We start from the raw sequence: 22,561 nt of genomic DNA, 5'->3' as shown, positions 1-22,561 counted from the left end.
GGACCGTGTTCCGAATCCTCTTCCATGCCCCCGAAATCCCCGGCAACACCGGCAATGCGATCAGGCTGGCAGCCATAACCGGCGCCCAACTGCACCTGGTGGAACCCCTCGGCTTTGATTTCTCCGATGCCAAGCTCCGGCGCGCCGGCCTGGACTACCACGACCTCGCCGTCGTCACCGTCCACAAAAGCATCGAGGACGCCTGGCGCGAACTGCAGCCGGAGCGTGTGTACGCCTTCACCTCGGACGGCACTGCCAGCTATGCGGACATCGCCTACCGCCCCGGGGACGTCCTGATGTTCGGCCAGGAATCAGTGGGCCTGCCGGAACACCTCAAGAGCGATCCGCATGTCACGGCCACCGTGCGGCTTCCCATGCTGCCGTCCCTCCGTTCGCTGAACCTGGCCAACGCGGCGTCCATTGCTGTCTACGAGGCCTGGCGCCAGCAGGGATTTTCCGGCGCCCAGATTTGAGCGCCCGTTCCGGACGCCCGCGGCCCATCCGGACGGCTGTCGGCACCGAATCACTCCTGACAGCAATTCCAGGGCGAGGAAGGAGCGGCAGGTGACACTGCTAAAAACTAGGCGGGCGGCGCCGTCGGTTTTCCCCTTTCCCCGAGGCAGCGCCGGCCGCGATGCTCAGGTTTCACCGCCGGGCGACCTATGCTGGGTAGTGATGGAAACTCCCAACGCGCCAAACTCCGAGGCCCCGGCCGCAGTCACAGACTCACCGGTGGATCTCAGCAAGCGCTTGGCCGGGCTGCTCGCACGCATAGCGGGCGGCGACCAAGCCGCGTTTGCCGAGTTCTACCAATTGACCTCACGCAGGGTTTTCGGCATGGCGCGGCGGGTCCTCATCGATCCCGAACTCAGCGAAGACACCACGCAGGAGGTATTCCTCCAGGTCTGGCAGAACGCGACGAAGTTCAACCCCGAAGCAGGCAGTCCGCTCTCGTGGCTGATGACCATTTCGCACCGCCGGGCCGTGGACAAGGTCCGTTCCTCGCAGTCGGCCACCGACCGTGAGGCAAAGTATGGCGCCAGCAGCCAGGACGTGGACCACGACTCCGTCTCCGCCGAGGTGGACAGCAGGCTCGAGGCCGAAGCGGTGGTCCGGTGCCTGGAAACGCTGACCGAAACACAGCAGGAATCCGTGCGGCTGGCCTACTACGGCGGCCTCACTTACCGCGAAGTCGCGGAAAAGCTAAACGCAGCAGTACCCACCATCAAGTCCCGCATCCGCGACGGACTGATCCGCTTGAAGACCTGTCTGGGGGTGAGTTGAGATGACAGAAATGAATAGTCAGGGAGGCACCCGCCGTCCCGGCTCGTTCGGATCTGAGATCGCCGCCGACCTGGAATCCGGGCGGGCCGTGGATCTCGCCGAGCTCTATGCCATGGACGCGATCAGCGATGCTGAACGCGCCGCCATTGACCGCTACATCTCCGCCGCGCCCGACGCTGAGCGCAGCGCCTTCCTTGAGCGCCTCCGCCAGGCCAGGGAGACCCTCGCGGCGTCCTTTACGGCTGAGGCGGAACCTCCCGCGGATCTTTTCGCACGAATCGTGTCCCAGTTGCCGTCCCTCGCGCAGCTGCCTGCCGATGGGCCAATAACAGTCGTGGCTCCCGCCACCACGGCCATGCCGGCCGAACATTCGCCGGCAGAGGCGCTGGATGAGCTCGCCGCGGCCAGGGTCCGCCGGGAAGAACGACGCCGGCCTGCCGGCGCCCGCCGCTGGCTCACCGCAGTCGCAGCTGCCGCCGTGATCGCCCTCGGTGGCGTAGGCGTGGGCGCCTACATCACGGACCAGAACGATCCCCTGAACCAGGTGGTCCGGGCCGCCGACGTCCGCGAAGCCTCCGTACCTGTCTCCGCCGGAGGCACCGCCACAGTGCTGATTTCGTCGTCGAAGGATGCCGTGGTGGTCAAGATGAACGATGTACCCGCACCGCCGGCCGGCAAGGTATATCAGATGTGGCTGATCCCGAAGGACGGCTCGGCACCGGTTTCCCAGGGCCTGATGGACGAAGCAGCCTTGTCAAAGCCTGCCGTGGTGAAGGGCATTGCGTCCGCTGCAGCGCTCGGCATCACCGTGGAGCCTGTGGGCGGTTCGGCTACCCCGACGTTCCCCACTGTGGCTGCCGCACCGCTGGGCGCCTGAGCCCGGGGCGGCTGCGCCAGAGGCCAGCCGCCCCACCACCGGACGTCCTAGAAGCCGGCGATCGTCCCCGGGCCGTTGACGGCGACCACGTGGAAGGCTTCGGCGCTGCGGCCCTCACCAAAGCCCGCACGCCGTGCATTCATGTGCAGGCCGTTCCGCACCGCCGCTTCCATGGCCGCGACGTCGGGATGCTGACTCACGTGCACGTGGATCGCGTCGAGCTTGGCGTCCACATGGTCTGTGACATCCTCAAAGTGGTTCTCCCGCTCTTCGGGCCCGGCATAGAGCCACAGCCACGGCAGCTTGTAGGCCGCGAGGCCTGCCTCGGCCAGCTCCGGATAGGCGAACGGGTTTTCGACCGCAGGGTAGACAGCCCGGGTCACGGCCTCCCCCACGGCAAGGTGGTCCGGGTGGCTCTTCTGGAGGCGGTTCCAATTCCGTTCCGGATGCATGGCGAGCACGACGTCGGGACGGACTTCCCGGATCAGCTTCACCACACCTTTCATCACCTCGTGCGTCGGTTCCAGGTAGCCGTCGCGCTCATAGAGGTAGTGGATGTCGGTCACGCCCACGAGTTCGGCTGCCCGGCGCTGCTCGGCCGCCCTGAGGGCGATGATCTCCGCCCGCTGCGCCGGGTCGAAGCCGCCCGCGTCGCCGTCGGTCATGATGCAGTAGCTGACGTGGATTCCCGCGGCCGTCCAGGCGGCGATGGTGCCGGCCGCACCGAAGTCGATGTCGTCCGGATGGGCGGCGAAACAGAGCACCCGCCCAATCCGGTGGATGTCCGGGTTGAACGGGCTCTGTGCTGAGGCAGCGGAGGGGGCCAAGGGTCAGCCTTTTCGCTTCTTGATTTCTTCGGTGGCCTGCGGAAGGACGTCGAAGAGGTCCCCGATGATGCCAAAATCGGCGATTTCGAAGATCGGCGACTCGGCGTCTTTGTTCACGGCCACGATGACCTTGGCTGTCTGCATCCCCGCTTTTTGCTGGATGGCACCGGAAATGCCGGCTGAGATGTAGAGCTGGGGCGACACGGTCTTGCCGGTCTGGCCCACCTGGGCGTCGTGGCTGATCCAGCCGGCGTCCGTGGCTGCACGGGAGGCCCCGACGGCAGCACCGAGGGCGTCCGCCAGCTGCTCCACGGGGCCGAAGTCGCCGTCCACTCCGCGTCCGCCGGCCACCACGATGCGGGCGTCCGACAGATCCGGGCGGCCGCTGGCCGCCTTCTGTTCGCGGGCGGTGACGCGGGCCGCCGTGGCCGTGCCGTCCGCCGGCACTTCGACGGTGGACGTCTCCGGGGCGGAAGCCACGGATGCCGGCTCCGGCGTGACGTTGATGGCCTTCACCGTCAGCACGGAAACCGCCGTGGTGGCCCTGGCAGAGGTGGTGTAGGACCCCGCGAGGACCGACTTGTGGGCTGTACCGTCGGCGTCGACCGCCACAACGTCGGTGATGACGCCGGCGTTGAGCCGGATGCCGAGCCGCGCCGCGATCTCTTTGCCTTCGGGCGAGTTGTCCAGGAGGACCGTGCCGGCCCTGGCAGCACGCGCGGCGGCCGCGAGATAGGCTGCCTTCGCCGAGACAAGGTAGTCATCCAGGTCCTGGGCGGAGGGCCGGAAAACGGCGGTGACGCCGTATTCGGCGAGCGTGGCCGAAACATCCTGATGCAGATCGCCGTTCACGGCAACAGCGGTCTCTCCCAGGGAACGTCCCAGGGTGAGCAGTTCGAGGGTGCTCTTCTTCAGGGCATCGCCGGGGTTGTCAATGAATACGAGTACGTTTGCCATGTCTGTGATCCCTCTTAGAGCAGCTTCTGGGCGGCCAGGAAGTCGACGAGCTTGATGCCGGCGTCGCCTTCGTCGGTGATGATGGTTCCGGCTGTGCGCGGCGGGCGTTCCTCGGCAGCGGTCACTGTGGTCCACGATCCGGCGTGGCCCACGTGCGCGGGATCGACTCCGATGTCGGCCAGCGACAGGGTGGTGATGCTCTTGCGCTTGGCCGCGATGATGCCCTTGAAGTTGGGGTAGCGCGGCTCGTTGATCTGGTCCGTCACGGAGACCACCGCGGGAAGCGTTGCTTCGACGGTCTCCGAGTAGGTGTCGGCGTCGCGGCGCGCGGTGAGGCGGCCGCCGTCGACCGTCAGCGAGGACGCGAACGTGACCTGCGGCAGGCCGAGGCGCTCGGCGAGCTGGGCCGGGACCAGGGACGTTTCGCCGTCGGTGGACGCCATGCCCGTGAGGACAAGGTCCACCGGCGCGCCGGTGCCAATGTGGCGGATGGCGGCCGCGAGCGCGAGCGAAGTGGCGGCGGCGTCTGAGCCGGCCAGTGCACTGTCCGTGAGGTGCACGCCTTCGGTGGCGCCCATCTGGAGTGACTTCTTCACCGCGTTCACTGCACCGGACGCGCCCATGCTCAGCGCAATGACCTGGTTGCCGGCCTTGGCGCCACCGCGGGCCTCAGCCAGCTGCAAAGCCGCCTCCAGCGCGTATTCGTCCAGCTCGGAAAGGATGCTTTCGTCACGGTCCGTGGTGTAGCCCTCGCCAGTGAGGTGTCGGTCGAACTGTGCGTCCGGTACATGCTTGACCAGGACGATGATCTTCAATGTCTCTTCCACTGTGTTTACAGCAGCCTTCCATGCTTGTGGACAGCCAGCCGGATGGGGTCATGGCCTCGGAACGCCCGGGGTACGGGTAGATCCTAGCTAACCATATAGCCGTCCCCCGTTGCCGTCCCGTTAACGCCTGTGTCACGGCCCTGCCCGGGCGCACCGGAACGCGGACGACGGCGGCGGCGGTCATCTTGGTGACCTCCGCCGCCGTCGTTGATTGTTTGCCGTGCGGTCTGCTGTTCAGGCCTACTGGTCCGCTGCGGTGCCGAGCGTGACGTCGAACGTCTGTTCCTGGCCGTTGCGCAGGACGGTGAGCTTGACGGTGGAGCCGCCGGCCTGCTCACGGACGGCCGCTGTGAGCTGGTTGGGCTCGCTGATGACCAGGTCGTTGAACTTGATCACCACGTCGCCCACCTTGATGCCGGCCTTGGCGGCAGCTGAATTCGGCTCGACCGTTGCCACGTCGGCACCTACGGAGAAGCCCGAGGACGAGCTGCTGGACGACTTTTCCTTGACGCTGACGCCCAGCTGGCCGTGGGAGGCCTTGCCGGTATCAATGATCTCCTGCGCCACACGCTTGGCGTGGTTAATGGGGATGCTGAAGCCCACTCCGATATTTCCGCCGGTGGTCGAAGAATCGGAGCCGGCGGACGCGATGGCCACGTTGACGCCGATGATCTCGCCCTTGGTGTTGACCAGGGCACCACCGGAGTTGCCGGGGTTGATGGCGGCATCCGTCTGGATCACATTGATGGAGATGGACCCCTGGTTCGCGGTGCTTTGGCCCTGGCCACCGTTCGGCGGGGCGAACTGGAAGCCCTGATCGCCGCCCTGGGAACTGTCGCCTTCCTTGGGTGCTGCCGATGACGCAACGCTGATGGTCCGGTTCAGCGTTGAGACGATGCCGTCCGTGACGGTGCCTGTGAGGCCCAACGGGGAGCCGATGGCGATGGCGGTGTCGCCGACGTTGAGCTTGCCGGAATCGCCGAGGGTCGCAGGAGTGAGTCCCGATGCGTCGTCCACCTTGATGACTGCCAGGTCAGAGAGGGGGTCCGTGCCCACGAGCGTGGCCTTGAGGACCTTGCCCTTGCTGGTGCGGACTTCCAGGGTTGCGTTGGCGCTTTGGCCATCCAGGGTCACCACATGGGTGTTGGTGAGGACGTGCCCCGCGTCGTCCAGGATGATGCCTGAGCCTGTTCCGCCTGAACTTCCGCTCGTCGCGCTGATAGTCACCACGCTGGGTGAAGCCTTCAGTGCTGCCGCCGTAATGGCGTTGACGTCGTCCTTGTTGTTCACGATGACGGTGTCAGTCTGGCTGCTGCTCGCCGACGACGGGGAGCCGTTGTTGAAGAGGTTGCCCGAACCGACAGTGGCAACGCCGCCACCCACGAGGCCGGCGGCCAGGATGCTGGCCACCAGGGTGCCGACGCCGAACGAGGCTTTCCGGCGGGGCGCGTGGGCCGGGTTCGGGGCAGCGTTGTACTGGCCTGCATAACCGCCCGGAACGGCGGAATGCGCTCCGTAGTGGCCATATTGCTGGCCGCTCGGCTGGACGGCGCCGTACGGACCGGGGATCGGCTCGCCCGGTCCTTGCTGGCCCGGTGTCTGCTGGCCGGGCGTTTGCTGGCCCGGCGTCTGCTGGCCGTAGAACGGCTCGCGGGGAGGAAAAACCGGACGGGGTGCACCCGGCAGCGGCTGGGTGGGGTTGTCAGGTGCCCCGGAGCGGTCCAGCTGCTCGGTCGGATTAGCCTGACCGACAGCGTCACTGCGGACCTCCGCAGGGTTCTGGTCCGCATTCCGGTTCTCATCCGGACTGCGGTTCTCCGGCGCTGCACCCTGGGTTGGGTTCTCAGTCATTGGACTTCCTTTCATCCTCATCTGCATTAACTATGTACCGTCTGGCTGGAACTGGGGCGAACGTTGGCTGGGAGGTTGCTGGGAGACCGAATTCCGCTGCCAAGAGGCACTTCCAAGGGTTTCGCTGGTGGCATATTCGCCGCTGTGGACGCACCAAGAGGTGCACCATAGAATCAAAAGGAAATGCCACAGCGACCTGCGGCTTTACACCACGCGTGGGGGCGCTGCTGCATTCTGAGACGCTTATTCGTCCCGAATCGGTGTCAGGCGTGCTGAAGGGTTGCACATGCGGTCAAAGTTCAAACGTATCCTCGCCGTGATCGGCCTGACCGGGCTGCTCGCGGTTCCTGCCGGCGCGGCCTGGGCTGAAGACCCGGTGACCATCCCACCCGGAACCAACATTGTGGACAACGCCAAGGTTCTCGGCGGACGCAGTGGCGAGGTCCAGGAAGCCATCCAGAAGCTCCTGAAGGACCACAAGTACAACCTCTATGTGGTGACCGTGGACACGTTCACCAACCCAACCGTTCCAGCTGACTGGGCCGCGGCCGTTGCGACGAACAAGGGCATGGGCAGGTCCGACGCCGTCCTGGCGATAGCCAAGGATGACGGCAAATTCAGCTTCGTCCTGAACTCTGCCAGCCCCATCAAGTCCAAACAGGGAGCCATCAGCCAGAACGCCGTCACAGCCAACCTGGCTGGCGGCAAGAGGGACTTCGCCCAGGCTGCCATTGACACCGCTGGAGCCATCGGGGATGCGGCAGGCGGCGGCAGCGGCAATGTCCCCTCGGGTGATGGCGTCGGCGCAGCTGTCCTCGTTGGCACGGGCGTAGTTGCCGCCGGTGGAGCCGGCGCATACGTCTACTTCCGTAACAAACGGAAGAAGGCAGCCCAGGCGTCCAGTGCCAGCTACGGCCCCCAGGGCGCCGAGCTCGATCCGCTGGCCTCGCTCAGCATCGAGGAACTCCGACGTAAGAGCGGTTCCCTCATCATCGAGGCCGACGACGCCATCAAGTCCAGCGAACAGGAACTCGGCTTCGCGGAGGCCCAGTATGGCGATGCCGCGGTGGGGAACTTCACCAAGGCCCTGGCCGAGGCCAAGGCCCACATGTCGGAATCCTTCAAGCTCCAGCAGCAGCTTGACGACCACATCCCGGACACGGAAGAACAGCAGCGCAGCTGGCTCGGCGAGATCATCCGCCGGTCAGAGGCAGCGCTCGGCTCGCTCCAGGAGCAGAAGGCCGACTTCGACTCGCTCCGGGAGCTCGAGAAGAACGCCCCGCAGGCACTGGCAGCCATCAGCGCCGGAGCCCACGAAGCCGATGCCAAGATCGCCAGCGCCGAACAGTCACTGACGGCCTTGCGGGCCAAGTACGCGGACAGTGCTCTGGTGCAGGTCGCTGACAACATCACCCAGGCCAAGGAACGGCTGGCTTTTGTGCAGAACGCCACGGCCACCGCCCAGGAGAAGCTCACCGCAGGCGAGGGTAGCCTCGCCGCGGTCGCCGTGCGGGCATCTGAAGAGAGCCTGCACCAGACCAACGTTCTGCTGGACGCCATCGCTAAGGTGTCCACCAGCCTGGACGAGGCCCGCAATGGGCTGGAGGCGGCCGTCGTTGAAACCTCCCAGGACCTCGCGCAGGCGAAGGCCATGATCCAGTCCGGCGAACACCCCGAACTGGCCGGCCCGGTAGCCGGTGTTGAAGCCGCTCTGGGCCAGGTCAAGGCCGAAATCCAGGGCGGAAAGATCGATCCCATCGCCACCCTGCAGCGCGTTGAAACAGCGCACCAGGCCCTGGACCAGTCCCTCACCGGCATCCGGAACCAGCAGGACCAGGCCCGCCGTGCCCAGGCGTCGCTGCAGCAGACCATCATGTCGGCGCAGGCGCAGATCAGTGCCACGTCGGACTACATCACCGCCCGCCGCGGCGGCGTGGGCACCGAGGCCCGCACGCGGCTCGCCGAGTCCCAGCGCAACCTCGACTACGCGCTGTCCATCTCCCGCAACGATCCGGTTACTGCCCTCACATACGCCCAGCAGGCCCACGCCCTCGCGGCCCAGGCAGCGCAGCTGGCCCAGGCAGACGTCGACAACTTTGGTGGCTACGCCAACCAGGGCTTCGGCGGCGGTGGCATGTTCGGCGGGCGCGGCGGAGGCGGTGGCGGCCTCGGTGGCGCCATCCTTGGCGGTATCCTCATCAACTCCATCCTCAACGGCGGCAGCGGCGGAGGCTGGGGCGGAGGCCACAGCGATGGTGGCGGCTGGGGCGGTGACTCCGGCGGAGGGGACTTCGGCGGAGGAGATTTCGGCGGCGGAGACTCGGGAAGTTTCTGATCCGACAAAGCTAGTCGCCAACAGGAACCAACCTGCAGGCGAAAAGAAGCGCTACAACAACTGTTCACTGATCTCAGTGGCCACCATTGAGCAGGACGAAAGGTAACACCATGGTTAAGCAGTCCATTTTCGGCCGGATCGCACAGCTGGCAAAGGCAAACATCAACACCTTGCTGGACAACGCTGAGGATCCGCAGAAGATGCTGGACCAGATGGTCCGGGACTACACCAATAACATTGCGGAGGCTGAGTCCGCCGTAGCCCAGACCATCGGCAACCTGCGTATGCTCCAGGATGACTACCGCGAGGACATCAAGAACGCCCAGGACTGGGGCAACAAGGCCCTCGCCGCGTCACGCAAGGCTGACGAATACCGCAGCGCCGGCGACAGCGTTGACGCCGAGAAGTTCGACAACCTCGCGAAGGTAGCGTTGCAGCGCCAGATGTCCGCGGAAAGCGAAGCCAAGGGTGCTGAGCCGAGCATCGCCTCGCAGACCGAGGTAGTGGACAAGCTCAAGTCGGGCCTGGACCAGATGAAGGGCAAGCTCAACGAACTCACCAGCAAACGCAACGAGCTGGTTGCGCGCTCCAAGACGGCCGCGGCACAGTCCCAGGTGCATGATGCCATTAAGAGCATCGACTTCATGGATCCCACGAGCGAAGTTGGCCGCTTCGAAGAGAAAATCCGCCGCGAAGAGGCCAAGGTCCGCGGACAGCAGGAGCTTGCCGCGTCGAGCCTGGACGCCCAGTTCAACCAGCTGGAAGACCTCGGCGAGCAGGTGGAAATCGAAGCACGCCTGGCAGCCCTGAAGTCCGGCGGGGCCAAGCCGGCCATCGGCGCTTCCGGCACCCGGTCCGAGTCCACAGTCGACGAAGCCGACTTCGACAAGCTGTAGCCAGCCGCGTCCGCCGCTGAGTGGGCCACCCGGGGCCGGGGTTCATCACGAACCCCGGCCCCTGGCATGTCCGGACAGAAACCTGCAAACGGCCGTGCGGCTGCTGTCGCCGATGTGTAGCGTGGAGGCCATGGTCTCCCCCGTCGTATCCTCCATCGTCTGGCTCCGTGATGACCTTCGACTGGACGATAACCCCGCCCTGTCCCACGCCGTCGAACTCGGCCTGCCGCTGACAGTGGTCTACATTCTCGACGAGGAATCCCCGGGAATCCGTCCCCTGGGAGGCGCGGCCCGCTGGTGGCTGCACCACTCGCTGACTTCGTTGGCGGGGGCGCTTGCTGAGGCCGGTTCCGCACTCATCCTCAGGCGCGGACCTGCCAGCCGTGTGATCCGGGACCTGGCCGCGGAGACCGGCGCAAAGCACGTGCTGTGGAACCGCCGCTACGGCGGTCCCGAGCGGTCCCTGGACGCGGACATCAAGGCCTGGGCGGCGGAGGACGGCATCGAAGCGGCCAGCTTCCAGGCCAACCTGCTGTTCGAGCCGTGGACCATCACCACCGGCAGCGGCGGTCCCTACAAGGTGTTCACGCCTTATTGGCGGGCCTGCACAGCGTCCGGCGAGCCCCGTCCGCCGCTGGATGCGCCGGGCCGCCTGCCCTCCCCCGCCGTCGCCGGCTCGATGAAGCAGGCCTGCAGCGACGAGCTGACAGAGTGGTCGCTGCTGCCCGTGTCCCCGGACTGGAGCGGCGGACTGGCTGAGACCTGGCAGCCCGGGGAAGCCGGAGCGCACAGCAGGCTTGAGGACTTCCTGGACGGGCCCGCACAGGACTACGGCACTGGGCGGGACATTCCCGGTGTGGAAGGCACTTCCAGGCTGTCCCCGCACCTCCGTTTTGGTGAAATCAGCCCGTTCCGGGTCTGGTACGAGCTCCGCCGCCACTTCCCCCGCGAGGCGACGCCCGACGTCGGGATCTTCCGGTCCGAGCTGGGCTGGCGGGAGTTCTGCTGGCAACTGCTTTACGCCAATCCCCAGCTGGCTACCCGAAACTACCGGCCCGACTTCGACCGCTTCGAATGGCAGCAGCCCACCGCCGCGGAACAGGAGGCGTGGGAACAGGGCCGGACCGGCTATCCGCTGGTGGATGCGGGGATGCGGCAGCTGTGGCAGACCGGTTGGATGCATAACCGGGTCCGGATGGCGGCGGCGTCATTCCTCGTCAAGAATCTCCTGGCCGACTGGCGTCTGGGCGAGGCGTGGTTCTGGGACACCCTGGTGGATGCCGATGCAGCCAGCAACCCCGCCAACTGGCAATGGGTTGCAGGCTCGGGCGCCGATGCGTCCCCGTACTTCCGGATCTTCAATCCCGTCACGCAGAGCAAGAAGTTCGACGCCGACGGCCGGTACCTTCGCGAGTTCATTCCGGAACTCGCCCACATGGACCGCAGAGCCATCCACGAACCGTGGAAGCAGCCCGATATCCACGGCTACCCCGCGCCCGTGGTGGGACTCCCCGAGTCCAGGGAGCGTGCGCTGGCCACCTACCAGAGGCTTCGGGAGGACCGGCAAGGCCAGGACAGCGTCACCGGCCCGGAAACTAGCGGCTGACTTTGCCCATCAGGGAGGCGATGGGGCGAAGGAAGAGGGGACGTGCCAGGAACCAGGCTGCCACCATGGCAGCCACCGAGGCGACGAAGACCCAGAAGCCGAACCAGCCGGCGTCGTCGCTACCGCCGTACATGTGGTTCAGGTTCCGCAATGCACCGGTGGCGAGCACCAGGAGGACATGCACCACGATGAACGCCACGAAATAGATCATGACCGGGAAGTGTATGGCCCGCGCGAGCTCAATGGGGTAGGCCTTATTGAGAGCCGTGGCCTTCTTGGGCCAGGCGGAGGACGTCCGAATACCGGAGATGAAGGCAAGTGGTGCGGCGATGAAGACCGTGGCGAAATACGTCAGCAGCTGCAGCGCGTTGTAGTTGACCCAGCCGTTGTCGGTGGGCCAGTTCAACGAGGCGTACTGAAGCGCTGCGGAGAGGGCATTGGGGATAACGTCCCAGCTCGTGGGCACGATCCGCATCCATTGGCCGGTGGCGAACAGCAGGATGGCAAACACCAGGCCGTTGAGGACCCAGAGCGCATCCAGCGTCAGGTGCAGCCAAAGCTCCAAGGTGATCTTGGTGGGCGCATTCTTGGTCTTGATCAGGCCCTTGTTGTTGCGCGTCCAGTGGCCGCTCGGCCGCGTGGTGGTCCGCACCTGCCAGCCGGTCCTGATGATGAGCAGCAGGAAGAAGCCGTTCAGGAAGTGCTGCCAGGCCAGCCACGCCGGGAATCCCACAGGCGCGCCGTCAGGCAGTTCCGAATGGCCCGGATAGTCAGCCAGGAACGAGGCCACCGCAGGAAGGCCGGTCATCCACTTGGCCAGCAGCACCACGAGCACCAGCACTACGAGCGCGGCAGGAACACCCCAGTAGAGTCTTGACCGCTTGCTCGTCGAGGAGCCGGGCTTCTTCGTGGGTGTGGACATCGAACAACATTCCTCTCGAGAATGACTGACCGGGTGCTCAAATGGCTTTGCGAACGAGAATACTAGGAACCAGGTGTAATCGGGCAAAAGAAGACCCCGGCCGGCATCATGCCGGTCGGGGTCTTCTACATGGTTGCGGGGACAGGATTTGAACCTGTGACCTCTGGGTTATGAGCCCAGCGAGCTACCGAACTGCTCCACCCCGCGTCGCAAGATCAACACTACCGTACTTTGGAGTAGGTAAAAACCAATCGTGATTGAGGGTCCCACGACGCCGAGGTTGCCTGCCTGGGACAGGTCCGCTTAAACCAAAAAGTCCGGATTCTGTTTCCAGAATCCGGACTTTTCGCCAGTTGCGGGGACAGGATTTGAACCTGTGACCTCTGGGTTATGAGCCCAGCGAGCTACCGAACTGCTCCACCCCGCGTCGCAAGATCAACTCTACCGTCCGGTGAACGGGAGGCCAAATCCTGGTGGCGTGATGTGCGTCTCGCTGGGTCAAACCCCTTAGTTGCTGGCCGCCGGCGAGGGCGTCGCCGTCGGTGTAGCTTCCGGCGACGGTGTCGCCCCGGGCGATGGCGTGGCTTCAGGGGCCGGCGCCGGGATCTTGCCCTCGGCGTCAATAGCCTTCTGCAGGGCCGCCGCGAGCTTCTTCTGCTCTTCCCCGTAGGCTGCAAAGTCGCCAGCCGCCAGGGCTGCCTGGCCCGCCTTGATGGCGGCGTTGGCCTCATCCAGCGCGGCCTTCAGGTCAGCCTGGGCACCTGCACTCACCGGCGGTGTTGTGCCAGGAACAGGCGGGGTCTGGCCGGTGTTGCCGGAGTCGCCCGCGGCAGCGCCGGAATCGCCGCCGAAGAGTTGCTTCAGGGCACCGTCGAGGGTCGGCGCAAAGCCGACCTTGTCACCGAAGGCCACCAGCACACGCTGCAGGGTGGGGTAGGACGTCTCGCCGGTCGACTTGAGGTAAACCGGCTGGACGTACAGGATGCCGCCGCCCACAGGCAGAGTCAGCAGGTTGCCGTTGAGCACCTCTGAAGCACCCTGCCTCAAAAGGTTCAAAGCCTGGGACACCGTGGGATCGGAGTTGAACTTGTTCTGGGCCTGGCCTGGCCCGGGAACCTGTGTTTCCGGCGGAATCTGCAGGAGCCTCAACTTGCCGTAGCTGTCCGCCTTGACGCCCTTTTCGTTTCCGGCGTCAGAGTCGGCCGCCAGGAATCCGTAGAGCACGTTCCGGGCAGTGCCGTTGACGATCTGCGGGATGAAGGACGAGGTGAGCTGGAAGGCCGGCTTGTCCTGGTCAGGCATCTGCAGTGACATGTAGAACGGCGGCTGCTTGACTTCCGTATCCACCGTGGGATCGTTCGGCACGCTCCATACTTCGTCGCTCTTGTAGAAGCTCACTGGTTCCGTGACGTGGTAGCGGCCCAGGAGCTCGCGCTGCACCTTGAACAGGTCTTCCGGGTAACGGACGTGGCTCATGACATCGCCGGACATCTCGGAGTACGGCTTCACGGATGTGGGGAAAACCTTCTGCCAGGCCTTCAGTACGGGGTCCTGGTCGTCCCACGCATAGAGGGTCACCGAGCCGTCATACGCGTCGACCGTGGCTTTGACGGAGTTCCTGATGTAGTTCACCGAGCTGTTCGGCAGGGCAACTGTCCGGCCTGACGTGGTCTGGGAGTCCGCGGTGGCAGCCGAGAGCTGCTCCTGCTGCGAGTACGGGTAGTACTGGCTGGTGGTGTAACCGTCCACGATCCACTTGACGCGGCCGTCAACAACGGCCGGGTAGGCGTTGCCGTCAACGGTCAGGTACGGGGCAACCTTTTCCACGCGGTCACGCGGGCTGCGGTCGTAAAGGATCTGCGACTCTGCGTTGACGCCGTCGGAGAGCAGGAGGTCCGAGGACTGGAACTTGATGGAGTAAAGGACCTTGTTGAAGAAGCTGCCCACGTTGGGCCCGCCGTTGCCGGTGAAGGTGTACTGGGTTTCCCCGTCCCCTTCCTTGCCGGAAGGCCTGTCCTGTTCGCGGTGCGGTGATCCCGCAGGCGCCCCCACAATGGAGTACTCCGGGGAGTCTTCGCCGAAGTAGATCCGGGGCTCGTAGGTGGAGTCATCGCCAAGGACACCGGTGGACGGGATGCCCGACTGGAGGAACTCCGGCTTGCCGTCGACGGTGAATTTGTTTCCCTTGGCCGCCACAACGCCGTAGCCGTGGGTGTAGACGACGTGCTGGTTGAGCCAACCTTGCTGGTTGGTGGCAACGTTCGTCGGGTTCAGCTCGCGCACGGCGATGACGGTGTCCTGGATCTTGCCGTCAACCTCGTATCGGTCGACATTCAGTGCATCTGGGAACTGGTAGTACGGGCGGTACTGCTCCAGCTGGGAGAACGCGTCGGAGATCAGGTTGGGGTCCAAGAGCCTGATGTTGGCGGTGGTCTGCGCGTCCGGAGCCAGCGCCCCAGTGCTGGCAGTGTTCGTCGCGTCATAGCGGTCCACCTGAATCTGGTCCAGGCCATAGGCTGCCCGGGTCATCTCAATGTTGCGCTGGATGAACTCCTTCTCCAACGTCTGCTCGGAAGGCCGCACCTGGAACTGCTGGATGACCCACGGGTAAACGCCGCCGGCCAGGATTGAGGTGATGATCAGCATGGCCGTGCCGATGACCGGCAGACGCCAGCGGCCGATAACTGCCGCGATGATAAAGAGTATGGCTACGAGCCCCGCCGCCACGGCGAGGATCGCCTTGGTGGGGATCACGGCGTTCACGTCCGTATACAGCGCACCGGCCCAGCGCCCGCCGTTGCCCTGCAGGGCCGCGTAGCGGTCCAGCCAGAAGTTTGCGCCGAGCAGGATCAGGAAGGCTGCGCCGGTTACCGCGAGGTGGATCTGTGCCGCGCGGCTGGTGAACACGCCGCGTTCCATCAGCCGGATGCTGCCGTAGAGGTAGTGGGTGAGGATTCCGGCGATGCCGGCCACCACAACCACGCTGATCAGGAAGCCGGTGACGAATCCCAGGAACGGAAGAGTCATGAGGTAGAAGCTGATGTCCAGGCCGAACTCAGGATCGCTCTGGCCGAACGGTTCCTGGTTGAAGAACAACAGCACTTTCTGCCATTGGCTGGCCGCGGCGCTGCCCGCGAACAGCCCGAACAGGATGGGCAAGCCCACCATAACGACGCGGCGGACCGGTTCAAGCTGGGCCTGGTAGCGGTTCAGGTTGTCGCGCATCTCGGAGTCCGGCGCGTACACGGGCCGTGCGTGGTAGGCAACCCGGATGGCAAAAAAGACGGCCAGGAACATAAGCGCGAAGCCGGCGAGGAAGATCCCGATCCGCGAGAGGTTTTCTGTCACAAACACTTCGAAGTAGCCGAGCTGCCGGTACCAGAGGACGTCAGTCCACACATTGGCGAAGAAGATGAAGCCCACCACTGCGATGGCAACAACAATCAGCGTGGGCGTTAGGGCCCCGCGTCGCGAGGGGGGTCTTCCGGGCGGGATGGGGCTGGTAGGACGGGACAAACTCGGTACCTCATAGCTGGTCGTCAGGTTTACATGAGAAGCGTGCGTGCGGTTGACGTCCGGCACCGGTCAAGCGTGTGGCAACGTCCGTCATATCTGCCACGAGTGGCGGTAAAGCTTAGTTCCTGGCCTCAGTCTAGTTGCTGGCGCATACCGGCAAAGCGCCCGTGTCCTGCCCGGATCCGGCGAGTTCGACGGCGTGACGCGCGTCTGCGATGTTCTCCACTTTGAACACCTGCAGTCCCTCCGGCACATGGCCCACAACTTCGTCGCAGTTTTCCGCCGGGGCGAGGAATACGGTGGCTCCCCCGGCACGCGCGCCCAGCATCTTCTGCCGGATGCCGCCGATGGGACCTACGGCACCGTCGGGGGTAATGGTCCCCGTTCCGGCGACATGTTTGCCGCCGGTCAGGTCCCCCGGCGTCACGGTGTCGATGATGCCCAGCGCAAACATCAGCCCGGCACTGGGTCCGCCAACCTTGTCCAGTGAAATCTTCACGTCGAACGGAAACGTGAACAGGTACTTGAGCATGACTCCGAGAATGTAGCGGCCTGCACCGTTGTTCATGGGGGTGATGGTCTGTGTGACGGATTCCCCTGCGCGCTGCACCACCAGGGTGGCCGGAGCTCCCTGGCCGGCGGCCAGTTCCTCCTGCACCACGGCGAGCGACGTGATGGGTTTGCCGTTGATCGATTCGAAGATGTCGCCGTTTTCAACCTTGCCCGCCGACGGCGAACCGTCCGGGAGCCCCGCGGCCTGGAGCTGCTGGCCGAAAGGTATGTCGAGCTCCTTGAGTGCTGACGCCACCGCATTCTCCTGCGACGAGGTCATGGCCACGGAGCTCTGTTCGTCGGCCTCCTCCTTTGTGGTGCCGCTGGGGTAAAGCATCTCCACCGGGCGAACGGACTTGGACCCGTCCAGCCAGGCGGCGAAAGCACCCAGGATGCTCACCGGGCCGTTGGGGCCGCCGTCGACATAAACGGTGGTCAGGTCCAGATTTCCCTTGGCGGGATAGGTTTCGTGGCCCGTCACGCTGATGACGGGGCTGCCCTGACTCTGGCCGAGGGTGTTGAAGGTTGGTCCGGGCGATTCCACAACATAGGGCACCGGTACGGTGACGGCCGCGATCCCCAGTCCCAGCGCCAGGACGCCGGAAAGCATCATCACGGACACCCGCCGGTCCCCGGGCGGGGAGCTGCGGGGGGCATTCTGCCCTGTTGGCGGGGTGCCAGCTACACCCGATCCGGGCGCTGCGGCACTCGCTGTAGTGCCGGTGTCGAGCTCTGGAGCGTGGTCCTCATGCGGATGATCGCCGCGGGTTGTAGTCACTGGATCAACACTACGCGGTGCCGCCCGCGGCCAGCTCTTTGCCTACAGCGAACGTGACGCCTGTCCGGCAGACAGCCGCCCCAGCCCGGGGTACCGTGAAGTGAACAGTCACACCGACGATCGGCGGGATCATGACCTCCAACCCACTCAATCCGTCCAACGGCGATGATACGCCGAAGGATCCGTTGACCGAGATGCTGCAGAACCTGATGGGCGGCAAGGGCATGGAAAACTTCGACCCCGCCGAACTCGCAAAGGCAGCCGGCCTGCCGAACGACCCCAATCTCCTGGCCCAGATGTTCTCACAGGTCCAGGCCATGATGAGCGCCCCTTCCGAAGGGCCCGTCAACTGGCAGCTCGCGCACGAGAACGCCCGCCGGGTTGCCGCCAGCAGCGCCGACCCGTCCGTCACGTCCCTGCAGACCCGCGAAGTCGACGAGGCCCTGCGGCTGGCCGAACTGTGGCTCGATCCCGTGACCGACCTTCCTGCCACCGGCCTGATCGGCCGTGCGTGGTCGCGTGCCGAGTGGGTGGAAGCCACCCTAGGAACATGGAAGCGGCTGACCGAGCCCGTAGCCAACAGCATCGCCAACGCGCTCTCCAGCGCCATGACCGAACAGATGCCCGAAGAGATGAAGTCCATGATGGGCGGGGCCTCTTCCATGCTGCAGAACATGGGCGGCGCGATCTTTGGGATGCAGCTGGGGCAGGCGATCGGTGCCCTGTCCGCCGAGGTTGTCAGCTCCACGGACATCGGTGTTCCTCTGGCTGACCTGGAAATGGCGCTCCTGCCAGCCAACGTGTCGAAGTTCGGCGAGGGCCTGGGCCTGCCGGAGAACGACATCCGGCTGTTCCTGGCCGTCCGCGAGGCAGCCCATTCACGGCTGTTTGTCCAGGTGCCCTGGCTGCGCGGCCACCTGCTCGGCGCCATCGAGGCCTACGCCCGCGGCATCCATATCGACACTTCCAGGATTGAAGAGCTGGCCCGCGACCTGGACCCCAGCAACCCTGAAGGCATCCAGGAAGCGCTGTCCCAGGGTGTCTTTATGCCGCAGCGGACCCCTGCTCAGGAGCAGGCGCTTGAGAAACTTGAGACGGCCCTGGCCCTCGTTGAAGGCTGGGTGGACGAGCTCACCGCTTCGGCCACAGAGAAACTGCTGCCCTCCGCCGGTGCGCTCCGGGAAACAGTCCGGCGACGCCGTGCCACCGGCGGTCCGGCGGAACACGCTTTTTCTTCCCTGGTGGGACTCGAACTGCGCCCCCGCCGCCTGCGCGAGGCTGCCACGCTGTGGGCCACGCTGAAGGACGAACGGGGCATTGCCGGACGCGATGCCATCTGGCAGCACCCGGACCTCCTCCCCACCGCCGAGGACCTCGACGACCCGCAGGGGTTCAGTGGCCGCCGCCAGCTGGCCGAGGCCAGCGACAGCGAAGTGGACGACGCCCTGCAGAAGCTGCTGAGCGGCGGCTTCGACAACGCGCCGCAGGATGATTCCGAAGGCGGTGAAGACGGCGACCAGCCCACCGGCGACGGTGAGCAGCCCAAGGGTTAACCGGACCACACCGTACGACGGTGGCCGCGCCGCCCATGGTCGAGTTCGCCGGGGTCTGGCGCGAGATGCCCAGGTTCGTCTTTTCTCGGACCCTCACGCAGGCCCACTGGAATACCCTGGCTTGAAGGGACACAGACGTTCGGCGATGGCGTGGTACAGCTGAATTATTCGAGCGACGGCGCCTAGCGTGTGTTGCGGCGCAATGTCGTGGAATGCAGCTTCAGCCTAACTTTCCTGGCCGCTGGCAGACATATCGCCGACCCCAGGGGTGCCATCGGCGAGCGCGTAGCGCTGCAGCACTGCACCCTTCGGTGAGGCGACGACCGGCTCGATGAGTCTGAGCTTCGTCGGAACCACCCCGCCGGCGAAAACCTTCTTTCCACCGCCGAGGAGGATCGGATACACCCAGAGCGTGAGCCGGTCAAAGAGCCGCTCGGCGAACAGGGTCTGCACGAAGTCGAGACTGCCAATGACGTGGATGTTCGCGTGCCGGTCGCGCAGTTCGCGCACGGCAGCGACGACATCAGGACCCAGCAGTGTTGAGTCGGCCCACTTGAGGGCCGGCGACTGGCGCGAGGCCACGTATTTCGGGAGGCGGTTGAACAGCCGCGCAATTCCCCCGTCCGCGTGCGGCCAGTACGCGGCGAAGATGTCGTAGGTCCGTCGCCCAAGCAGCAGCGCGTCCATGCCCACCATCCCGGAGTCGACCTGCTCGCCGACGACTTCATCTAGGAGGGGCGCCTGCCAGCCGCCAAACGCGAAGCCGCCGTCAGCATCCTCGTCCGGCCCGCCGGGCGCCTGCGCGACGCCGTCGAGCGTGGTGAACAGGTCGATATGGATGAGTCCCATGCCGTACTCTTTTCCCTGGTGCCCGTCGTCGCCCCGGCGACGGGATCACTTCGAGGCTGACACATGGTCCCCCTGCGAAGCAACCATTTCCCCGGCTCGACCCGAGCATCTGGCGACGGTTAGGAGAGACTCTCTAGTCGGCGTCGCCCGGCTCTGAATCATTGCTGCCCGCGGTCAGGCCCCGTGAGGTGGCGAACGAGACGCCTTCCAGGAACGCCTTGGCCCGCATCGTCTCGGGGTAAGCCTCCAACAGCTTCCAGAACGCGGCGTTGTGCCCGGCCACCAGCAGGTGCGCGAGCTCATGCAGGAGGACATAGTCGATGACCCACGGCGGCATGCGCCGGAGCTTGTCGGAGAGCCGGATGGATCCTTCCGACGGTGTTGCGGAGCCCCAGCGCGAGTTCTGGTTGCTGACCCAGCGGACCGACGTCGGGACTGCCCTGCCGCCGAAGTACCGGGCCGAAAGGGCTGCGGCGTGGGCGGCCAGGGCAGTGTCAGTGGCCGGCTGTTTGCTTCCTTTGCGGGAGCGCCGCTCCCCCTGGCGGTGCAGCTTCTCCAGCATGCGGTGCACCCATTCAGACTCCTGCGCGGCGGTGAACCGGGCCGGAATGGCCACCACCGCTGTCCCGTTCTCCCAGAAGGCAGCCACTGTCCGGGTCCGGCGGGCCGACCGCCGCACCTCAACCGGTGATCCGTCCGCCGTGGTGACGGGGAGGGTGTCCTGTCCTGCCGGCCGGCGGGTCACAGGGTGGTGCTTTCGACGAGCACCCGCAGCACGTCTTCGCCGTAGCGTTCCAGTTTGGACGGACCCACGCCGGCCAGTGCCGCCAGTTCCTCCAGCGTGGACGGTTTGGCCTCTGCGATGGCCGTCAGCGTGGCATCCGTGAAGACGACAAATGCCGGCACTTCGGCGGCCAGTGCAATTTCCTTCCGCCATTGCCGAAGGGCATCGAATGTCTGTTCTTCGTAGCTGGGAGGACAGTCGTTGCAGCGGCCCACCTTGCGTTCGGCGCCGCTGGCCAGCATGCTCCCGCAGACCCTGCAGGTGGCGGGGGCCGTCGATTTCCGGCGCGGCGCCGGCCCTTTTCCGCGGGCGCTGGAGCTGGCCACCGAGTTGGGCCGGAGCCCGTCGAGGAAGCGTGAGGGTTTGCGGTTGGCCCGGCCGCCCGGTGTCCGTGCCGTGGACCAGGAGAGGGACAGGTGCTCGCGGGCGCGGGTGATGCCCACGTAGAGCAGGCGGCGCTCCTCATCCACGGATTCGGGTGTGTCCGCGAAGGAAATGGGCATCAGGCCTTCGCAGAGGCCCACCAGGAACACGGCGTCCCATTCGAGGCCCTTCGCGGCGTGCAGCGATGCAAGCGTCACGCCCTGGACAGTGGGAGCGTGCTGCGCCAGCGACCGTTCCTGGAGTTCATTAACAAAGTCACTGAGACTGAACTGCTCGCCGCGGACGTGGACCAGCTCGTCCGCGAGCGCCACCAGCGCTGCCAGGGACTCCCAGCGTTCGCGAAGCGCGCCGCCGTTGTGGGGCGGGGCGTCCGTGTAGCCGAGCGAGGCCACGATATCGCGGACCAACTGGCCGAGCGGTTCCGGCGTCGCCGTTTCTGCGACGGCCCTGGTTGCCGCGCGCAGCTGAAGGATGGCGTCGCGCACTTCCTTGCGGGCAAAGAACCGCTCACCACCGCGCAGCTGGTAACTGATGCCGGCCGCCGCGAGCGCCTGTTCGTAGGCCTGGGACTGCCCGTTGGTGCGGAAAAGGACAGCCACCTGGCTGGCGGGAGTGCCGGCGTCGAGCAGCTCCTGGATCTTGATGGCGACCGTGGCGGCTTCGGCTTCATCGTCGGAGCACTCGGTGAACTGTGGGACAGGCCCCGCCGGCCGCTGCGCCACCAGCTGCAGCGGAGCCGCCCAGGCAGCATCGGCCACCGGTCCGCCGCCGCGCCGTGCGGCCAGGAGATCGTTGGCCAGCTTGACCACCTGCGGCGTGGAACGGTAATCCCGGATCAGTTTCACCACATTGGCCTCAGGGTACTGTGCCTTGAATCCCAGCAGGTGTTTGGGCGAAGCGCCGGTAAACGAGTAGATCGTCTGGCTCGCATCGCCCACAACGCACAGCTCGTCCCGCCCGCCCAGCCACAGCTCCAGGAGGCGCTGCTGCAGCGGCGAAACGTCCTGGTACTCGTCCACCACAAAATGCCGGTATTGCTCACGAACGGTGGCCGCGACTTTCTGGTCCTCCTGCAGGATCCCCACCGTGATCAGGAGTACGTCCTCAAAATCAATGATGTTGCGGTCCGTCTTGACATCCTCATAGGACTGGAAGACCCGGGCGACGGCGGTGAGGTCGAACCCGCCGGGCGTTCCCCTGCCCTGTGCGTTCTCCAGGTAGTTGGCCGGGGTCAGCATGGAGACCTTGGCCCACTCAATCTCGGAGGCGAGGTCCCGGATGGACGCGCGGTCAGTGCTGAGCCGCAGGCGGCGGGACGCTTCGGCGATCATCTGGGCCTTGTGGTCCAGCAGGTTGGGCAGCGTGCCGCCGACCGCCTGCGGCCAGAAAAACTGCAGCTGCCGCAAGGCGGCGGCGTGGAAGGTGCGCGCCTGGACATTGCCCACGCCGAGATCCCGCAGCCTGCTGCGCATTTCCGCGGCGGCCCGGGCCGTGAACGTCACGGCGAGGAGCCGCTGGGGGCTGTACACCCCTGAGTGCACGCCATAGGCAATCCGGTGCGTAATGGCCCTGGTCTTGCCGGTGCCGGCACCGGCAAGGACGCACAGCGGCCCGTTCAGCGTGCTGGCGACCTCGCGCTGTTCAGCGTCAAGTCCCCCAAGGATTCGTTCCTCAAGGGACTCTGCACTGTCAAAATTCTCTGTGGTCACTTCTGCTGCTCTGTTGTCGCGACTGCCACGTGCTGGCGTCTGGCCAATGGTGAT

The 22,561-nt window shown here is 65.5% G+C and carries 17 protein-coding genes and 2 tRNA genes; 7 read left to right on the top strand and 12 right to left on the bottom strand.

Annotated elements, in window-relative coordinates; translation table 11 throughout:
* Nucleotides 1-5 precede the first annotated feature (5 nt).
* The 3 genes from CXR02_RS11950 to CXR02_RS11940 all read left to right on the top strand — a co-directional run bounded on the left by CXR02_RS11950 (nt 6) and on the right by CXR02_RS11940 (nt 2,161).
* Nucleotides 6-473 (top strand): tRNA (cytidine(34)-2'-O)-methyltransferase, encoded by a 468-nt coding sequence (locus CXR02_RS11950; RefSeq protein WP_058931909.1) that lies wholly within the window; start codon nt 6-8, stop codon nt 471-473.
* A gap of 202 nt (nt 474-675) precedes the next feature.
* Nucleotides 676-1,284, top strand: a complete 609-nt coding sequence (gene sigK, locus CXR02_RS11945; RefSeq protein WP_104062185.1) for an ECF RNA polymerase sigma factor SigK — start codon at nt 676-678, stop codon at nt 1,282-1,284.
* Between the two features lies 1 nt (nt 1,285).
* Complete coding sequence (locus tag CXR02_RS11940; protein ID WP_104062184.1) at nt 1,286-2,161, top strand: anti-sigma factor; 876 nt, start codon at nt 1,286-1,288, stop codon at nt 2,159-2,161.
* A gap of 47 nt (nt 2,162-2,208) precedes the next feature.
* Here the strand turns inward: CXR02_RS11940 and CXR02_RS11935 are convergent, their stop codons facing one another.
* The 4 genes from CXR02_RS11935 to CXR02_RS11920 all read right to left on the bottom strand — a co-directional run bounded on the left by CXR02_RS11935 (nt 2,209) and on the right by CXR02_RS11920 (nt 6,623).
* A complete protein-coding gene (locus CXR02_RS11935; protein WP_104062183.1) occupies nt 2,209-2,988 on the bottom strand; it encodes a PIG-L deacetylase family protein in 780 nt (259 codons plus the stop codon).
* A gap of 3 nt (nt 2,989-2,991) precedes the next feature.
* A complete protein-coding gene (locus tag CXR02_RS11930; RefSeq protein WP_104062182.1) occupies nt 2,992-3,945 on the bottom strand; it encodes an electron transfer flavoprotein subunit alpha/FixB family protein in 954 nt (317 codons plus the stop codon).
* Nucleotides 3,946-3,959: 14 nt separating this feature from the next.
* A complete protein-coding gene (locus CXR02_RS11925; RefSeq protein WP_104062181.1) occupies nt 3,960-4,760 on the bottom strand; it encodes an electron transfer flavoprotein subunit beta/FixA family protein in 801 nt (266 codons plus the stop codon).
* A gap of 252 nt (nt 4,761-5,012) precedes the next feature.
* On the bottom strand, nt 5,013-6,623 hold the full coding sequence (locus CXR02_RS11920) for a S1C family serine protease (RefSeq protein ID WP_104062180.1): 1,611 nt from the start codon (nt 6,621-6,623) through the stop codon (nt 5,013-5,015).
* A 286-nt stretch (nt 6,624-6,909) separates the two neighbouring features.
* On the opposite strand from CXR02_RS11920, the gene CXR02_RS11915 reads away from it, so the two are divergent.
* The 3 genes from CXR02_RS11915 (at nt 6,910) to CXR02_RS11905 (ending at nt 11,460) form a co-directional block, all read left to right on the top strand.
* Complete coding sequence (locus tag CXR02_RS11915; protein WP_104062179.1) at nt 6,910-8,958, top strand: TPM domain-containing protein; 2,049 nt, start codon at nt 6,910-6,912, stop codon at nt 8,956-8,958.
* Nucleotides 8,959-9,068: 110 nt separating this feature from the next.
* A complete protein-coding gene (locus tag CXR02_RS11910) occupies nt 9,069-9,854 on the top strand; it encodes a PspA/IM30 family protein (RefSeq protein ID WP_056343844.1) in 786 nt (261 codons plus the stop codon).
* A 130-nt stretch (nt 9,855-9,984) separates the two neighbouring features.
* Complete coding sequence (locus CXR02_RS11905; RefSeq protein ID WP_104062178.1) at nt 9,985-11,460, top strand: deoxyribodipyrimidine photo-lyase; 1,476 nt, start codon at nt 9,985-9,987, stop codon at nt 11,458-11,460.
* On the opposite strand, the gene CXR02_RS11900 is transcribed toward CXR02_RS11905, so the two are convergent.
* The 5 genes from CXR02_RS11900 to CXR02_RS11880 all read right to left on the bottom strand — a co-directional run bounded on the left by CXR02_RS11900 (nt 11,450) and on the right by CXR02_RS11880 (nt 17,063).
* A complete protein-coding gene (locus CXR02_RS11900) occupies nt 11,450-12,382 on the bottom strand; it encodes a cytochrome b/b6 domain-containing protein (protein ID WP_104062177.1) in 933 nt (310 codons plus the stop codon). The two genes, CXR02_RS11905 and CXR02_RS11900, sit on opposite strands and share 11 nt — an antisense overlap.
* 130 nt (nt 12,383-12,512) lie before the next feature.
* Nucleotides 12,513-12,589, bottom strand: a tRNA-Met gene (locus tag CXR02_RS11895).
* A gap of 146 nt (nt 12,590-12,735) precedes the next feature.
* Nucleotides 12,736-12,809: transfer RNA gene (locus CXR02_RS11890), tRNA-Met, on the bottom strand.
* Nucleotides 12,810-12,889: 80 nt separating this feature from the next.
* Entirely contained in the window at nt 12,890-15,898 is a 3,009-nt protein-coding gene (locus CXR02_RS11885) for a UPF0182 family protein (RefSeq protein ID WP_104062176.1), read from the bottom strand.
* A gap of 136 nt (nt 15,899-16,034) precedes the next feature.
* Complete coding sequence (locus CXR02_RS11880; protein WP_104062228.1) at nt 16,035-17,063, bottom strand: PDZ domain-containing protein; 1,029 nt, start codon at nt 17,061-17,063, stop codon at nt 16,035-16,037.
* A gap of 296 nt (nt 17,064-17,359) precedes the next feature.
* Here CXR02_RS11880 and CXR02_RS11875 point away from each other — a divergent pair, with 296 nt between their 5' ends.
* On the top strand, nt 17,360-18,781 hold the full coding sequence (locus CXR02_RS11875) for a zinc-dependent metalloprotease (RefSeq protein ID WP_104062175.1): 1,422 nt from the start codon (nt 17,360-17,362) through the stop codon (nt 18,779-18,781).
* 225 nt (nt 18,782-19,006) lie between these two features.
* Here the strand turns inward: CXR02_RS11875 and CXR02_RS11865 are convergent, their stop codons facing one another.
* From CXR02_RS11865 to CXR02_RS11855, 3 genes are all read right to left on the bottom strand, one after another.
* Nucleotides 19,007-19,630: a dihydrofolate reductase family protein gene (locus tag CXR02_RS11865; RefSeq protein WP_104062174.1), complete on the bottom strand. Its 624-nt coding sequence runs from the start codon at nt 19,628-19,630 to the stop codon at nt 19,007-19,009.
* Between the two features lie 133 nt (nt 19,631-19,763).
* Complete coding sequence (locus CXR02_RS11860) at nt 19,764-20,375, bottom strand: M48 family metallopeptidase (protein WP_104062173.1); 612 nt, start codon at nt 20,373-20,375, stop codon at nt 19,764-19,766.
* The gene (locus CXR02_RS11855) at nt 20,372-22,507 is read right to left on the bottom strand and encodes an ATP-dependent DNA helicase UvrD2 (protein WP_104062172.1); all 2,136 of its coding nucleotides are present in this window, start codon (nt 22,505-22,507) and stop codon (nt 20,372-20,374) included. The genes CXR02_RS11860 and CXR02_RS11855 overlap by 4 nt, the downstream gene beginning before the upstream one ends.
* Nucleotides 22,508-22,561: the final 54 nt, after the last annotated feature.

Source organism: Arthrobacter sp. 4R501 (assembly GCF_002929755.1).
GTDB lineage: Bacteria > Actinomycetota > Actinomycetes > Actinomycetales > Micrococcaceae > Arthrobacter.
The sequence above is the reverse complement of the archived record's forward strand: the minus strand, read 5'-3'. Positions and strand labels throughout refer to the sequence as shown.

Excerpts from the sequence above, each read along its gene's own strand:
- sigK (WP_104062185.1), top strand. The coding sequence starts at position 676 with ATGGAAACTCCCAACGCGCCAAACTCCGAGGCCCCGGCCGCAGTCACA.
- CXR02_RS11875 (WP_104062175.1), top strand. The coding sequence starts at position 17,360 with ATGACCTCCAACCCACTCAATCCGTCCAACGGCGATGATACGCCGAAG.
- CXR02_RS11865 (WP_104062174.1), bottom strand. The coding sequence starts at position 19,630 with ATGGGACTCATCCATATCGACCTGTTCACCACGCTCGACGGCGTCGCG.
- CXR02_RS11880 (WP_104062228.1), bottom strand. The coding sequence starts at position 17,063 with ATGATGCTTTCCGGCGTCCTGGCGCTGGGACTGGGGATCGCGGCCGTC.
- CXR02_RS11930 (WP_104062182.1), bottom strand. The coding sequence starts at position 3,945 with ATGGCAAACGTACTCGTATTCATTGACAACCCCGGCGATGCCCTGAAG.
- CXR02_RS11910 (WP_056343844.1), top strand. The coding sequence starts at position 9,069 with ATGGTTAAGCAGTCCATTTTCGGCCGGATCGCACAGCTGGCAAAGGCA.
- CXR02_RS11920 (WP_104062180.1), bottom strand. The coding sequence starts at position 6,623 with ATGACTGAGAACCCAACCCAGGGTGCAGCGCCGGAGAACCGCAGTCCG.
- CXR02_RS11940 (WP_104062184.1), top strand. The coding sequence starts at position 1,286 with ATGACAGAAATGAATAGTCAGGGAGGCACCCGCCGTCCCGGCTCGTTC.
- CXR02_RS11905 (WP_104062178.1), top strand. The coding sequence starts at position 9,985 with ATGGTCTCCCCCGTCGTATCCTCCATCGTCTGGCTCCGTGATGACCTT.
- CXR02_RS11915 (WP_104062179.1), top strand. The coding sequence starts at position 6,910 with ATGCGGTCAAAGTTCAAACGTATCCTCGCCGTGATCGGCCTGACCGGG.
- CXR02_RS11900 (WP_104062177.1), bottom strand. The coding sequence starts at position 12,382 with ATGTCCACACCCACGAAGAAGCCCGGCTCCTCGACGAGCAAGCGGTCA.